This is a genomic window from Paenibacillus sp. 2TAB23 (assembly GCF_052115165.1).
Taxonomy (GTDB): domain Bacteria; phylum Bacillota; class Bacilli; order Paenibacillales; family Paenibacillaceae; genus Pristimantibacillus.
Window position 1 is genome coordinate 116,758 of sequence record NZ_JBFRGD010000002.1, and the last position, 12,216, is coordinate 128,973.

Genomic DNA, 12,216 nt, shown 5'->3' on the forward strand with positions numbered 1-12,216 from the left:
CATGAGCCACAACAGTAAAGAAAATCATCTTAAAGGCACGATTGTCAAAGCCTTGAGCGGCTATTATTATGTGCGGGCAGAGAATACGGCATCGGATTCGGCAACGATTCAGTGCCGAGGACGCGGCGTTTTCAAAAACAAAGGATTGACGCCGCTAGTCGGAGACCGCGTGATGTACAGCTTAACGGAGAACGGAGAGGGGACTGTCGAGGAGCTTCTCCCTCGTTCTTCGGAGCTGATTCGTCCTCCAGTGGCTAATATTGATCTGGCCATTCTTGTGTTCTCCGTAACGGAGCCTGCTCTTAATTTACAGCTGCTTGATAAGTTTCTCGTCCATATCGAGCATGCAGGCATCCCAGCTGTCCTTTGCTTAAGCAAGCAGGATTTGGAGAACGATGGTTTGGAGACGGCGGAGGCACAAGCTGCGGCAGCCTCCGTTAACCGAATTTATCGTGCTCTTGGCTATGAAGTATACGGGACAAGCTCCCGTCTTGGTGAAGGCATTACACCATTTCAAGAGAGACTGCAGGGCCATCTTGCTGTGTTTGCGGGTCAATCCGGCGTAGGCAAATCATCCCTGCTTAATGCAATCGTTCCAGGTCTGCAGCTTGAAACCAATGAAATCAGCAATCGACTGGGGCGCGGCAAGCATACGACCAGGCATGTGGAGCTAATAGAGATTGGCGGAGGCTTAGTCGCAGATACGCCTGGCTTCAGTCAGTTGGATTTCCAAGAGCTGGGGATTGAGGATTTAGGATATTGCTTTATCGAGATGCGCAAGCTTTCTCCAAGCTGCAAGTTCCGTGGCTGTACGCATGTGCATGAGCCGGGCTGCGCGGTACTCGCTGCAGTAGAGAGCGGTGAAATCGAGAGAAGCAGGCATGAGCATTACTTGCTGTTTCTAGCAGAAATGAAAGACAAAAAACGGAGGTACTAACAACTATGACGATTATTGCGCCTTCCATACTATCAGCTAATTTCGCGAGGCTTGGAGAAGAAGTCCAAGCCGTGGAAGCGGCAGGGGCAGATTGGATTCATATTGACGTAATGGATGGACATTTTGTACCGAACTTAACGTTCGGGCCGCCTGTCATTTCGGCTATTCGACCAACGACAAAACTCCCTTTTGACGTACATCTTATGATCGAGCGTCCGGAGCTTTCCATTGCCGATTATATTGCTGCAGGCGCAGACCGGATTACGATTCATGCCGAGGCTTGTGTGCACTTGCATAGAACGGTGCATTATATTAAGGAAAAGGGATTGCCGGCAGGCGTTGCTATTAATCCAGCTACTCCCGTCTCCATTCTAGAGCCGATTCTTCATGATCTTGATCTCGTGCTAATTATGACGGTTAACCCGGGCTTTGGCGGGCAGAAGTTCATTCCATATTCGCTAGTGAAGCTGCGCCAGCTGCGCGCGATGCTTGAAGAGCAAGGGCTTGATGAGGTGTTTGTACAGGTAGACGGCGGCGTTAATGCAGCCACTGCCGCTGTTATTCGCGAGGCGGGAGCTAACGTGCTCGTGGCAGGCAATGCTGTGTTTGCAGAACAGGACCGTACAGCTGCTATCGCTGTACTGCGATAGGGGCTGGAACATGAATGAGAGGATAAAGACAACGTTTTGGCTTATCGCCTACACGTTCACTGCGGGACTGTTGATTACGCTATTTACCGTAATCGAGGATTTTTATCGTTATCTCTTTTCATTGCTGGCTTTGTACATAGGCATTCGTTTTTTTCGAAGGTTTGAGACACTTGGATTTAGAATTACATTTTTTGTTTTGTCTGTTGTGTTTTTTCTCATATTTTCTGTTTTTTATTCGATGATTATTTTTATAAGAGATACTCCAGAAGCGTTAACAGGCGCATAACGGGCTCTCCGAGAAGGCTCTCGATGGAATAGGACAAACTGACGACGCATAGGATGTTTACATGAGCGTAGCAATGTTGTCACGGATAAATTCGATGAGCGTGTCTGAGGAGGGATGAGGCATGAAATTTTATACAATCAAACTGCCTAAATTTTTGGGCGGATTCGTAAAGGCGATTTTGAATACCTTCCAAAAAAATTAGGTCAGATGCTGCAGGACACCCTTCGGCCGTGATCGTGTAAAAGCAAAAGAAAAGCACCTGAGAGCTCAGGTGCTTTTGTCTATGGCCGAAGCCATCATTATACGCGGGTAACTTTACCAGCTTTCAGTGCGCGAGTGCTAACATAAACGCGTTTCGGTTTACCGTCAACCAAAATGCGAACCTTTTGCACGTTTACGCCCCATGAACGACGAGTTTTGTTGTTAGCGTGGGAAACGTTGTTACCTTTACCAGGTGCTTTACCTGTAAGAAAACATTTGCGTGACATGACTACACCTCCTTTAAATCTTGCGTGAGCAAAACGTATTCCATAATAGGGCTCGTTATGCGTGAGGGAAATTTCATTTGTTTCGAAATAACATTTAAACACACTTGAATATCGTATCATAAACATTGGTTCTATTCAACCTAAATATGAGGACATGTCTATGCTCAATGTCCGCCGAGACCTATTATACCTTGGTAACACTGGTTTTTTTGATCGGACTTCTATAAAGGAGCCGTTTATAGTACAATGGTACTTAGTCCATAATTGTTACAGTAAGGGAGTGAATTTCCATGCCAATGCAGTTAAGCACCGAACTCGGTTCGATCCATGTCTCTGATCACTGCATAGCCGTTATTGCCGGCTCTGCGGCCATGGATTGTTATGGACTCGTCGGGATGGCTTCACGCAAACAGCTGAAGGACGGAATTGCCGAGTTGCTCGGACGAGATAATTTAACTCGAGGCGTTGAAGTTTGGCGAGTGAACGAAAAATTGCATATTGATCTCTACATCATCGTAAGCTATGGAACAAAAATTTCCGAGGTAGCGCATAATATTCAATCCAAAGTAAAATATGTGCTGAATGACGTGATTGGTCTACAAGTGGAAGAAGTCCATATAATTGTGCAGGATGTCAGGGTACTTAAGTAACAGGGAGGGAAATGTCGTTGAGTAAGCGCTTTATAAACGGATCTGATTTTGCCGCAATGGCACTGCTCGGCGCGGATTATTTGCAGCGTAACGCGGAGCACGTTAACGCATTGAATGTATTTCCGGTGCCGGATGGCGACACAGGAACAAACATGAATTTGACGATGTCCTCCGGCGTTCGCGAGCTTCGCAGCAAGCCTTCAAACAGCATCGGAAAAACGACAGAGGTATTATCCAAAGGGTTGCTTATGGGCGCCCGTGGAAACTCCGGCGTTATTCTGTCACAGTTGTTCCGCGGTTTCTCCAGATCGCTTGCCGGTCTTGAAGAAGCAGGAACGGTGCAACTGGCCGCTGCTTTGCAATACGGTGTTGACCTCGCTTATAAAGCTGTCGTAAAACCAGTAGAAGGAACGATTCTTACTGTTGCCAAAGAAGCAGCCAAGCATGCCGTGCAGTACGCCCGCCGAACGCATGACGTGGCTGAGCTGATGCACGAGGTGCATCAAAAGGCATATGAGGCACTTCAGCGTACGCCTGATCTATTGCCTGTACTGAAGCAGGTAGGTGTTGTGGATTCCGGCGGACAAGGTCTAGTGTTTATTTATGAAGGTTTCATGCGCAGTCTTGCTGAAACAGACGGACAACTAGATGCGTATTCTATGGCTTCTGAAGCTGCTCCTCCCGAAGAGGTAGCGGTACCAACTACTCCTATTCCTGTTCGCAAGCTAGATCAGGTATCGGCTCAATCTCGTCTTTCGACAGAAGAAATTGAGTTTCTGTATGATATGGAATTTTTCATTAACCGCAAGCTGAAGGGGCAAGCTGGAGCGTTTTTTGATGAACCCGCTTACAAGCGAGCGCTAAGTAAAGACGGAGATTCCATATTGGTCATTACAGAAGACGACATTATTAAAGTACACGTTCACTCGCGCAAACCAGGCGATGTTCTTAATTTTTCGCTGCCCTATGGCGAATTAACAGATATTCATATTCTCAATATGAGAGAGCAGCATCGTGATTTGCTTGAGCATGAGCAGTCCGATGGAGGCACCCCTGATTACTCGGCAGCTGAGTTGCTGGCAGGCGAAGGCGTTCAAGGCGTACCGCCCGGACAAGTTTTTGAGACTGCTTCTTTTGGCATTATAGCTGTCGCTTTAGGGGACGGTATCGCGGACATCTTCTTGGAGAATGAAGTCGACACGGTATTGTCAGGCGGTCAGACGATGAATCCAAGCACCGAGGATTTCGTTAAGGCGATTGAGGCTTTGTCTGCGGAACACATCTATATTCTTCCGAACAACGGAAATATTATATTAGCCGCGGAGCAGGCAGCCGAGCTTAGCGAGCGCAGCGTTACCGTGATACCGACGCGAACGATTCCGCAAGGGTTAGCCGCCGTACTTGCTTTCAAAGAAGAAGAAACGGCCGAACGCAACAGCGTGTGGATGAAAAACGCCGCTGAGCAAGTCGTCTCGGGCCAAGTAACGAAGGCTGTTCGCGACACGACCATTGAAGGCGTTGACATTCGCGAAGGCGATTATATCGGCATAAAAGAAAAAACGATTGTCGTATCCAAAGCAGCATTGCAGGATGCTTGCCAAGGTCTCGTCGCGAGCATGCTTGACGCAGGCGGGGATTTGCTTACTATCCTCTCCGGCGAGGAAGCGGACGCAGCTGAGACGGCTTCGCTTTGTGAATGGATAGGCGAGCAATATCCTGATTTGGAGCTGGAAGTTCAGAAAGGCGGACAACCGCTCTATCCGTATGTCTTCGCATTGGAATAATCGGGTAATTGGTTTTATGCAGGGAGGAATGAAGAATGGGAAAGGTCCGAATTGTAACCGATAGTACGGCTGACATCCCGGAAGAGGTAAGAGAGCGATTAGGGATTTCGATGATTCCCCTCAAGGTGCTTTTTGGCGAAGAGACGTTCCTTGATGCGGTGACGATTAAGTCGGATGGATTTTATGAGAAGCTTGCGCAGTCTGCAACACTTCCTACCACGTCTCAGCCGTCCCCGGTGGAGTTCTCTGAGGCATATGAGAAGCTGCTGGCTGAAGATGCGGACTCGCCTATTATCTCGATTCATTTATCGGCTGCACTCAGCGGGACGTACCAATCGGCTGTCATTGCCCATTCCATGCTGGAGGGGCAATCAGACATTACGATTATGGATTCGAGGTCTGCCTCGTACGGATTCGGCATGCGAGTCGTCCAAGCAGCTGAGATGGCACAGGCTGGGGCAACCAAGGAACGTATTATCGAGGCGATCGAGCAGAGAGAGCGCGATACGCAATTATATTTTTTAGTGGATACATTGGAGTTTTTACAAAAGGGTGGGCGAATCGGCAAGGCTTCCGCGCTGATTGGCTCTATTCTCAACATTAAACCGATATTATCATTAGATGCGGACGGCGTCGTGCTTGCGGTAGATAAGGTGCGCGGGTCTAAGAAAGCAATGGCACGGATTATCGAGCTGCTTAAGCAGACCTATGGCGATGTGCCGGTAGGGATGACGATGGCTTATTCTTTCCGCAAGGACACGGCGGAGGAGCTCTGCGAGCTGATTAAAAGCCAGTTCAACGTACAGGAAATAGGATGGACGACGATTGGCGCTGTAATTGGTACGCATACCGGTCCTGGCGCTTCAGCCGTGTTTATGTACAGGATGTGATAGGATGATGACGCTGGACCACATTTCTGTTCGGCAAATCAAAGGCGTGAGTGCTCCCAAGGAAGAGGAGCTTCACGCCTTTGGCGTGAGAACAGTTGCTGATATGCTAGATTATTTCCCATTTCGATATGAGGATTACCGTATTCGGGAGCTAACCGATGTGAAGGAAGGCGAGAAGGTTACGGTGCTTGGGCATGTGAGAGGCATTCCAGTGCTTCAACGCTACGGCAAAAGCAAATCTAGACTGACCTGCAAGGTTGAGGTCGGGCAGTGGCTCGTGACCGCCGTATGGTTTAATCGTCATTTTCTGCAGGACCAGCTAACGGTTGGCCGTGAGATTATGCTTACGGGCAAATGGGAGCAGCAGCGCCTGCAAATGACTGTATCGGATTCTGAATTTCCGGGAAGCGGCGGGGGAGCAAAGACGGGGACGCTTCAGCCTGTCTATTCCGTAGGCGGCAGTATTACGCAGCCGTGGATGCGGAAGACGATTAAACAAGCATTAACGCAGTATGGAACGATGATCGAAGAGCTGCTGCCGCAGGAACTTATTCGGAAGCATGAGCTGATGGCAAGGCGCGACGCCGTACTGCGCATTCATCTTCCCGATGATACAAAAGCAGGGCAGGAAGCTCGGCGAAGGCTTGTATACGAGGAGTTATTTTTGTTCCAATTAAAGCTGCAGGCATACCGGGCGCTTAACCGCAAACGAAATGATGGCATTGCGCACCGGATCGAAAGCGAGACGATTCGCCAATTCGCCGCAACGCTGCCGTTTGAGCTGACGGATGCACAGAAGAAGGTCGTCAATGAAATTTGTGTCGATATGCGCAGACCTTCATGCATGAACCGGCTGCTGCAAGGTGACGTTGGCTCTGGAAAAACAGTCGTCTCCGCTATTGCGCTTTACGTTGCGGTTAAGTCCGGCCATCAAGGTGCCTTGATGGTTCCGACCGAGATATTGGCGGATCAGCATATGCGCTCCCTTACTAAGATGTTTGCGGAGCTCGGCATCCAGGTGGGCTTGCTCACAGGCAGCCTTACCGAGCGTAAGCGCAGGGATATACTGGCTGGGCTTCAAATGGGGCTGATTGATATTGTCGTTGGCACACACGCGCTAATTCAGGATGATGTTTTTTTCCGGAGCCTTGGGCTCGTTGTTGTGGACGAGCAGCATCGCTTTGGCGTGAACCAGCGCAGCGTGCTGCGCCGCAAAGGGATGAATCCGGATGTGCTGACGATGACCGCTACGCCTATTCCAAGAACGATGGCCATTACGGCGTTCGGAGATATGGATGTGTCTACGATACGCGAGCGTCCACATGGACGCAAGCCGATCAAAACCTACTGGGTTAAGCACAGTATGATGGAGCGAGTGCTCGGCTTTATAAGGAAAGAAGTCAGCAAAGGACGGCAGGCTTATATTATTTGTCCGTTGATCGAGGAATCAGAGAAGCTGGATGTGCAAAATGCGATTGACCTATATGTTCAAACGCAGCAGTCGTTTCCCGATTTGCGTGTTGGCCTGCTGCACGGCCGTCTTTCTTCAGCAGAGAAGGAAACGGTCATGGGTGCTTTCGGAGCGAATGAAACGCATGTGCTTGTGGCGACGACTGTCGTTGAGGTAGGCGTCGATGTGCCGAACGCGACACTCATGATTATTATGGATGCGGAGCGTTTCGGCTTGTCTCAGCTTCATCAATTACGTGGACGGGTTGGACGTGGAGAGCATCAATCGCATTGTATTCTGGTGGCCGATCCTAAATCGGAAACCGGAAAAGAGCGCATGAAGGTCATGACAGATACGGATGACGGCTTCGAGGTATCGCGGCGGGATTTGGAAATACGCGGTCCGGGCGATTTCTTCGGTACGAAGCAGAGCGGACTGCCAGAGTTCCGATTGGCGGATATGGTAGCCGATTATGAAGTGCTTGAGCTTGCAAGGGAAGATGCGGGAGAGCTGACGGAGCGCGATGATTTTTGGTCGAATGAAGCATTTGTCAGAGTGCGCAGCGTGCTGCAGAAGGATCAAATTTTTCAAGGGGAACAGCTGGACTAGGCAATAATTACCTCCTTTCGGCATATAGATTAACGAACGCGCTTGGATTGCCGGATGGAGGTGTCAGGGCAGTGAGTTACCAGAATTATGGAATTCGGCCGCAGTTGGTCGAGCGTATCAAATACAAAATGAAAAACCCTGTTGTAAAGGACCGTATAAGGCAGTTGCTTGGAAATGTGACTAAATATGATTTGCAGGACCGTCCTAAGGTGCGGAAGCTAGTGAAAGCGGCGGCTGTTATCCTTCAGGAGCAGCTTACCGATACGCAGGAGGATCAGATCGTGGCATTCGTCATGGGACAGAAAATCGATCCAAACAACACGTTTCATTTATTAAAGCTTTGGGGAATGTTTCGCTGACCGCTTCGGGTCAGCGATTTTTTTTATGCAGATTCATGCTCCACACACTCTCCGCGGCTACCAAAGCTCGAGCTGCTCGTCCACTTTGCAGGGCTCGATCAAGGAGGATTCATCGTTGCTGACATTGCCGACAGCAGCCGATACGGGATAAGCCTCCAGCTCGCTGCTCGGATAAGGGGCAAAGAGGGGCATAAGCACAGCAGTATCGGTTATGGAGCGATCGAGCCATAGCTGTTCATCCTCGGGCCGCAAAATGACGGGCATGCGGTCATGGATAGGGGATACGAGTTCGTTAGGTGCCGTTGTCAGAATTGTACAGCTGTTGATTCTGGTTCCTTCTGGAGAAACCCAAGTCTCGTAAAGCCCAGCCATGCTAAAGAGGGCTCTGTTCTTCAGTGAAATTCGCATCGGCTGTTTGCCGTTAGGTGTCGTCTTCCACTCATAAAAACCATCAGCGGGAATGAGGCATCTTTTCCGCTGCAGCGGCTTCTGGAAGGCTGGCTTGCTCGCTGCTGTTTCCGAGCGCGCGTTGAGCATCTGAAACCCAATTTTCGGATTATCTGCCCATGGAGGGACGAGACCCCATTTCAATTCACCCAACCGGTTGCGTACACCATCGCTGATTACGGAAAGGATGAGCTGGCTTGGGGCAATGTTGTATTTGGGTCGGTGAAACGGTACCATCGTCTCCCCAATCATATAGCGAACCATCAGCTCTTCGAGTGTAACGGTGAGTGTATATCTTCCGCACATGGCTCTTCACCGCCTTTCTATATACTAGCTTTATTATAACATTGTGAGCAGCGGATACGCATATGTTGCTAACACAGTATGACGAAGTGCCTGTTGGCAAATACTGGTTGATATAGCGAGTCATAAGGCGTATCAGGCAATGACGGGAAATGGGGCGCAGGCATTGAGCAAAAAAACAGAAGCAAGATCATACCGCCGTTCGTTCGGCTATTTGCTGCAGCAGCTGCTCGTGCTCCCGCGGGCAGCGATCGAGTATGCGGCCGGCAAATGGGCGGCTATGAGCGCGTCTCATACGATGATTGCTGAAGCAGTCCCGCTTCAGCTCTCAAGCGCTGCCGCTGCGAAGYTGAAATATACGTGGTCTAAGCAGCTTGCGTACGGGGAGCCTGCTGCGTCCCATAGCTGGAATACGCAGGAGCTTGCGATCATTGCCCGCATACATGCCGAGACGACAGCGTACAACCGTAACAATGTGACGCGAACCGAGGCATACCGCGGCGTTTATTTTCGCACGCCTGAGCTGCACTGGGCGCTTCTTGCTCATATGGTATCTCGCAACGGAGGCTGGAACATGACGGATTTGCAGGGTGAGTGGCTGCCCTGGCTGTTAAATGAGGAGCAAAGGGAGGCGGTGTTCCGTTTTCTGGAGCAGGCGAATGCACTGATCTTTCAGGACGCATATCCGCAGCTGCTGCTGTATGAATGGAGCAGGCGCGAGGGGAGAAGCTTGTTCCATCTGCTTCCCGCATTTGGAGTATCATCGTTCATGTCGCCAGTGTGGAAGCAGTTTTTGCGTGATCAGGATGCAGTGCCTTTAACGATTGCGCTAATTGTGAATGAGCAGCATTATATCGAAGGGCGAGTGGTACAGCATCCTTACTTTCGAGAAAAGGTGCTGCATACGTTGTTTTTTGGCCTTCAGTCGCTGCTGCAGCTAAACGGCGTTGTTTTCCCATACGGAACGGGAAGTGAGAGCGGGAAGGCTGAAGAATCATCGGTATTGAAGCTTTCTGGCCTCATCTTAGAGCGATTCGAGAATTTGCCGGAGCGGATCGAATTCGGCAAACGGCTGTATGCGGTGCTGTTTGGCATCCCCCGGGTCCATGAGGGCGCGAAATGTTTTGCCGGAGCTGTGAAGCATACGGGCTCACGCGCGGATTACGCACCGCAGCTGTTCGCACGCGTTCGCCAGCTGCCGCCTCAAAGCGTCTATAAGGAGCGTTTGCTGGGAGGCCGTTTGAAGCCAGGGGCTGCGGCGCTGTATAGCCCAGAGCTTGGCGCAGCTTGGAAGGATCGGCCATTGGAGCAGCCTGATCCTGGTGATTGGTTCAGCTCGGTCGATTCGATATGGCCTTATTTCCAAAAGCTTCCGCTTCCTCATTCCTTCGAAATTACGAATGAATACGGTCTTATGCTAAACAAGGTCGAGCTGGCGGTGCTGGCAATGCAGCGTGGAGGCACTTAGGATTGGTTTCGGTGACCTTATCCTTGTATGTGCTTGTAAAATAAAGGCGGTTCGCCTGGTGTCTACAGACTTTAGTCAAGCAGAAAGCCATCCTTTGGTTAGAGTGCGGAATCAAACGGAAGTCCGTTAAACATGTAATTTCCTTCCTGTAATATTAGCAGCATCACGTATTGGGGGAAGGGTGCATCAGTTTGAAACGAGTATTAACGGGTGGACAGCAGCGGAGTTTGCGTTTTTTTGAAGGTGAGAAGTACCTGGTCGTTACCGGACTGCTTGGATTTGTACTTGCGTTTTTTTGTGCGACAATAGCATGGGTTAACGGGGAAGTGGTAGCGCCTGAAGGCAATATGCTGAAAGCTTTTTCATTTAATGCAGCGTTAGGTCTGTTTCTATTGTCAACTGCGGCTATCGTTCCATTCTCGGGAATGGGAAGCAAAAACAGAATCTTTTTCCGATGGTCCTATATTTCACTAGCTATGTACAGTTATTTTGCCGAAACGGTCCAAAATTATCGCGGTGTGAACCCGAGGTTTGTCGCTGGCGGAACGAATTATGACGTCGCAGTCGGCTCGATCTTTACTTTTGTGGCCTTTCTGCTGATCCTGTTTTATCTCTATTTGGCTGTTCCCTTTTTCCGCGCAAAAGCATATCGACTGCGTCCTGCGCTCGTGCTTGGCATTCGATATGCCATTTGTGCAATCATGCTTTCGTTTGCTGCCGGTATCTGGATATCCGTAAATGAAGGCAGATCCGTTGGCCTCGGCGGAAATATCATCTGGCTGCATGGGCTAGGCTTTCATGCGCTTCAAGCCGTTCCTTTTGTAGCATGGCTGACTGAACGAAGAGCGCTGCGCAGTTCTGTTAACCATCGGTTGATTCATCTTACGGGAATCTTTTATGTTCTAGGTCTGTTGGTGATCGGCTGGCAGACTCTTCTCGGCCATTCAATCTTCGCGTGGACGGTGCTCCCGCTCCTAGCTGCTTTCTGTTTCCTGCTCGCATTCGTACCTGTTATCCTATTGCTGCGTAATACGAAGCAGCTTGCCCGCATCCGCAGTGCCAATGAGCCAAGCGACAAGTCTCTACACGGACAATAAAAAGGAAACAAGCCGAAAAGGATCGAATACCTATCCTAACGCGAAGGAAACAAGGCGAAAAGGATCGAATATCTATCCTAACGCGAATGAAGGGATTTGGTTTTTTTGGCTATGAAGGCTGTGCTTTTTGATTTAGACGGGACCCTGTTAGATCGAGATGCCTCTCTCTCCTCCTTTGTAAGTGCACAGTATGAGAGGTTTCCCGGCCTTCAGGCTGCCCGGAAAGAGGATTATGTGAGGCGCTTTATCGAGCTTGATAATCATGGCTATGTGTGGAAGGACAGCGTATATCAACAACTTATCGGAGAGTTTTCGATCGAGGGTTTGGCATGGACTGATCTCCTAAATGACTATTTGCATATGTTTCAGGAGCATTGCCTCGCGTTTCCTCATGCGTTAGCGGCGCTTGGTCAGCTCAAGAGCCATGGGTTAAAGCTGGCACTGGTTTCCAACGGCTTCGGTCAATTTCAATATGATAACTTCAAGGCGTTAGGCATTGAGCCGTTTTTCGACGAGGTATTGATTTCGGAGTGGGAAGGGCTTCGAAAACCGGATCCTGCTATTTTTGTCCGAGCGTTATCCAAGCTTGAGGTACATGCGGACGAGGCTGTGTATGTCGGAGACCATCCCCTTAATGATATACAAGCAAGCCGAATGGCGGGGATGAAAGCGATATGGAAAAGCAATGCTTCTTTCTCATCCGCTGCGGGTGCGGACGCCATAATTGAGGGATTGGATGAATTGCCGGCTATCGTGTGTTCTTTTGGATTGCAAAGGTAAAAGGGTGATTTTTCGACG

General features: G+C 49.7%; 14 protein-coding genes. 12 read left to right on the forward strand and 2 right to left on the reverse strand.

The genetic code is table 11. The features are described from left to right. The first annotated feature begins 1 nt into the window (after position 1). From rsgA to spoVM, 4 genes are all read left to right on the forward strand, one after another. Positions 2–937: a ribosome small subunit-dependent GTPase A gene (rsgA, locus tag AB4Z29_RS03205; RefSeq protein ID WP_441942001.1), complete on the forward strand. Its 936-nt coding sequence runs from the start codon at positions 2–4 to the stop codon at positions 935–937. Between the two features lie 5 nt (positions 938–942). Then, the gene (gene rpe / locus AB4Z29_RS03210; RefSeq protein WP_183561890.1) at positions 943–1,587 is read left to right on the forward strand and encodes a ribulose-phosphate 3-epimerase; all 645 of its coding nucleotides are present in this window, start codon (positions 943–945) and stop codon (positions 1,585–1,587) included. Between the two features lie 10 nt (positions 1,588–1,597). After that, the gene (locus AB4Z29_RS03215; protein ID WP_441941682.1) at positions 1,598–1,873 is read left to right on the forward strand and encodes a hypothetical protein; all 276 of its coding nucleotides are present in this window, start codon (positions 1,598–1,600) and stop codon (positions 1,871–1,873) included. A 121-nt stretch (positions 1,874–1,994) separates the two neighbouring features. Further along, the gene (gene spoVM / locus AB4Z29_RS03220; protein WP_010345573.1) at positions 1,995–2,075 is read left to right on the forward strand and encodes a stage V sporulation protein SpoVM; all 81 of its coding nucleotides are present in this window, start codon (positions 1,995–1,997) and stop codon (positions 2,073–2,075) included. Between the two features lie 97 nt (positions 2,076–2,172). Here the strand turns inward: spoVM and rpmB are convergent, their stop codons facing one another. Continuing rightward, positions 2,173–2,361 (reverse strand): 50S ribosomal protein L28, encoded by a 189-nt coding sequence (gene rpmB / locus AB4Z29_RS03225; protein WP_053375639.1) that lies wholly within the window; start codon positions 2,359–2,361, stop codon positions 2,173–2,175. 290 nt (positions 2,362–2,651) lie between these two features. On the opposite strand from rpmB, the gene AB4Z29_RS03230 reads away from it, so the two are divergent. The 5 genes from AB4Z29_RS03230 to AB4Z29_RS03250 all read left to right on the forward strand — a co-directional run bounded on the left by AB4Z29_RS03230 (position 2,652) and on the right by AB4Z29_RS03250 (position 8,103). Then, positions 2,652–3,011 carry an Asp23/Gls24 family envelope stress response protein gene (locus tag AB4Z29_RS03230; protein WP_441941683.1) on the forward strand — a complete coding sequence of 120 codons (360 nt, stop codon included), beginning with the start codon at positions 2,652–2,654 and terminating at the stop codon, positions 3,009–3,011. A gap of 11 nt (positions 3,012–3,022) precedes the next feature. Continuing rightward, positions 3,023–4,795: a DAK2 domain-containing protein gene (locus AB4Z29_RS03235; RefSeq protein ID WP_441941684.1), complete on the forward strand. Its 1,773-nt coding sequence runs from the start codon at positions 3,023–3,025 to the stop codon at positions 4,793–4,795. A gap of 35 nt (positions 4,796–4,830) precedes the next feature. Then, positions 4,831–5,685 carry a DegV family protein gene (locus AB4Z29_RS03240; RefSeq protein ID WP_441941685.1) on the forward strand — a complete coding sequence of 285 codons (855 nt, stop codon included), beginning with the start codon at positions 4,831–4,833 and terminating at the stop codon, positions 5,683–5,685. 7 nt (positions 5,686–5,692) lie between these two features. After that, positions 5,693–7,744, forward strand: coding sequence for an ATP-dependent DNA helicase RecG (gene recG / locus AB4Z29_RS03245; protein WP_441942002.1), 2,052 nt, complete (start codon positions 5,693–5,695; stop codon positions 7,742–7,744). Between the two features lie 71 nt (positions 7,745–7,815). Beyond that, complete coding sequence (locus AB4Z29_RS03250; RefSeq protein ID WP_183561882.1) at positions 7,816–8,103, forward strand: stage VI sporulation protein F; 288 nt, start codon at positions 7,816–7,818, stop codon at positions 8,101–8,103. A 57-nt stretch (positions 8,104–8,160) separates the two neighbouring features. Here the strand turns inward: AB4Z29_RS03250 and AB4Z29_RS03255 are convergent, their stop codons facing one another. Beyond that, positions 8,161–8,856, reverse strand: coding sequence for an SOS response-associated peptidase (locus tag AB4Z29_RS03255; RefSeq protein ID WP_441941686.1), 696 nt, complete (start codon positions 8,854–8,856; stop codon positions 8,161–8,163). 139 nt (positions 8,857–8,995) lie between these two features. Here AB4Z29_RS03255 and AB4Z29_RS03260 point away from each other — a divergent pair, with 139 nt between their 5' ends. The 3 genes from AB4Z29_RS03260 (at position 8,996) to AB4Z29_RS03270 (ending at position 12,198) form a co-directional block, all read left to right on the forward strand. After that, positions 8,996–10,321 carry a DUF2515 domain-containing protein gene (locus AB4Z29_RS03260; protein ID WP_441941687.1) on the forward strand — a complete coding sequence of 442 codons (1,326 nt, stop codon included), beginning with the start codon at positions 8,996–8,998 and terminating at the stop codon, positions 10,319–10,321. A 191-nt stretch (positions 10,322–10,512) separates the two neighbouring features. Further along, entirely contained in the window at positions 10,513–11,418 is a 906-nt protein-coding gene (locus AB4Z29_RS03265) for a hypothetical protein (protein WP_441941688.1), read from the forward strand. A 105-nt stretch (positions 11,419–11,523) separates the two neighbouring features. Further along, a complete protein-coding gene (locus AB4Z29_RS03270) occupies positions 11,524–12,198 on the forward strand; it encodes an HAD family hydrolase (RefSeq protein WP_441941689.1) in 675 nt (224 codons plus the stop codon). The last annotated feature ends 18 nt before the right edge of the window (positions 12,199–12,216 follow it).

Bases quoted from the DNA above. Each gene is read 5' to 3' on its own strand.
- AB4Z29_RS03240 (WP_441941685.1), top strand. From the start codon at position 4,831: ATGGGAAAGGTCCGAATTGTAACCGATAGTACGGCTGACATCCCGGAA.
- rsgA (WP_441942001.1), top strand. From the start codon at position 2: ATGAGCCACAACAGTAAAGAAAATCATCTTAAAGGCACGATTGTCAAA.
- rpe (WP_183561890.1), top strand. From the start codon at position 943: ATGACGATTATTGCGCCTTCCATACTATCAGCTAATTTCGCGAGGCTT.
- spoVM (WP_010345573.1), top strand. From the start codon at position 1,995: ATGAAATTTTATACAATCAAACTGCCTAAATTTTTGGGCGGATTCGTA.
- AB4Z29_RS03215 (WP_441941682.1), top strand. From the start codon at position 1,598: ATGAATGAGAGGATAAAGACAACGTTTTGGCTTATCGCCTACACGTTC.
- recG (WP_441942002.1), top strand. From the start codon at position 5,693: ATGACGCTGGACCACATTTCTGTTCGGCAAATCAAAGGCGTGAGTGCT.
- AB4Z29_RS03230 (WP_441941683.1), top strand. From the start codon at position 2,652: ATGCCAATGCAGTTAAGCACCGAACTCGGTTCGATCCATGTCTCTGAT.
- AB4Z29_RS03255 (WP_441941686.1), bottom strand. From the start codon at position 8,856: ATGTGCGGAAGATATACACTCACCGTTACACTCGAAGAGCTGATGGTT.
- rpmB (WP_053375639.1), bottom strand. From the start codon at position 2,361: ATGTCACGCAAATGTTTTCTTACAGGTAAAGCACCTGGTAAAGGTAAC.
- AB4Z29_RS03235 (WP_441941684.1), top strand. From the start codon at position 3,023: ATGTCGTTGAGTAAGCGCTTTATAAACGGATCTGATTTTGCCGCAATG.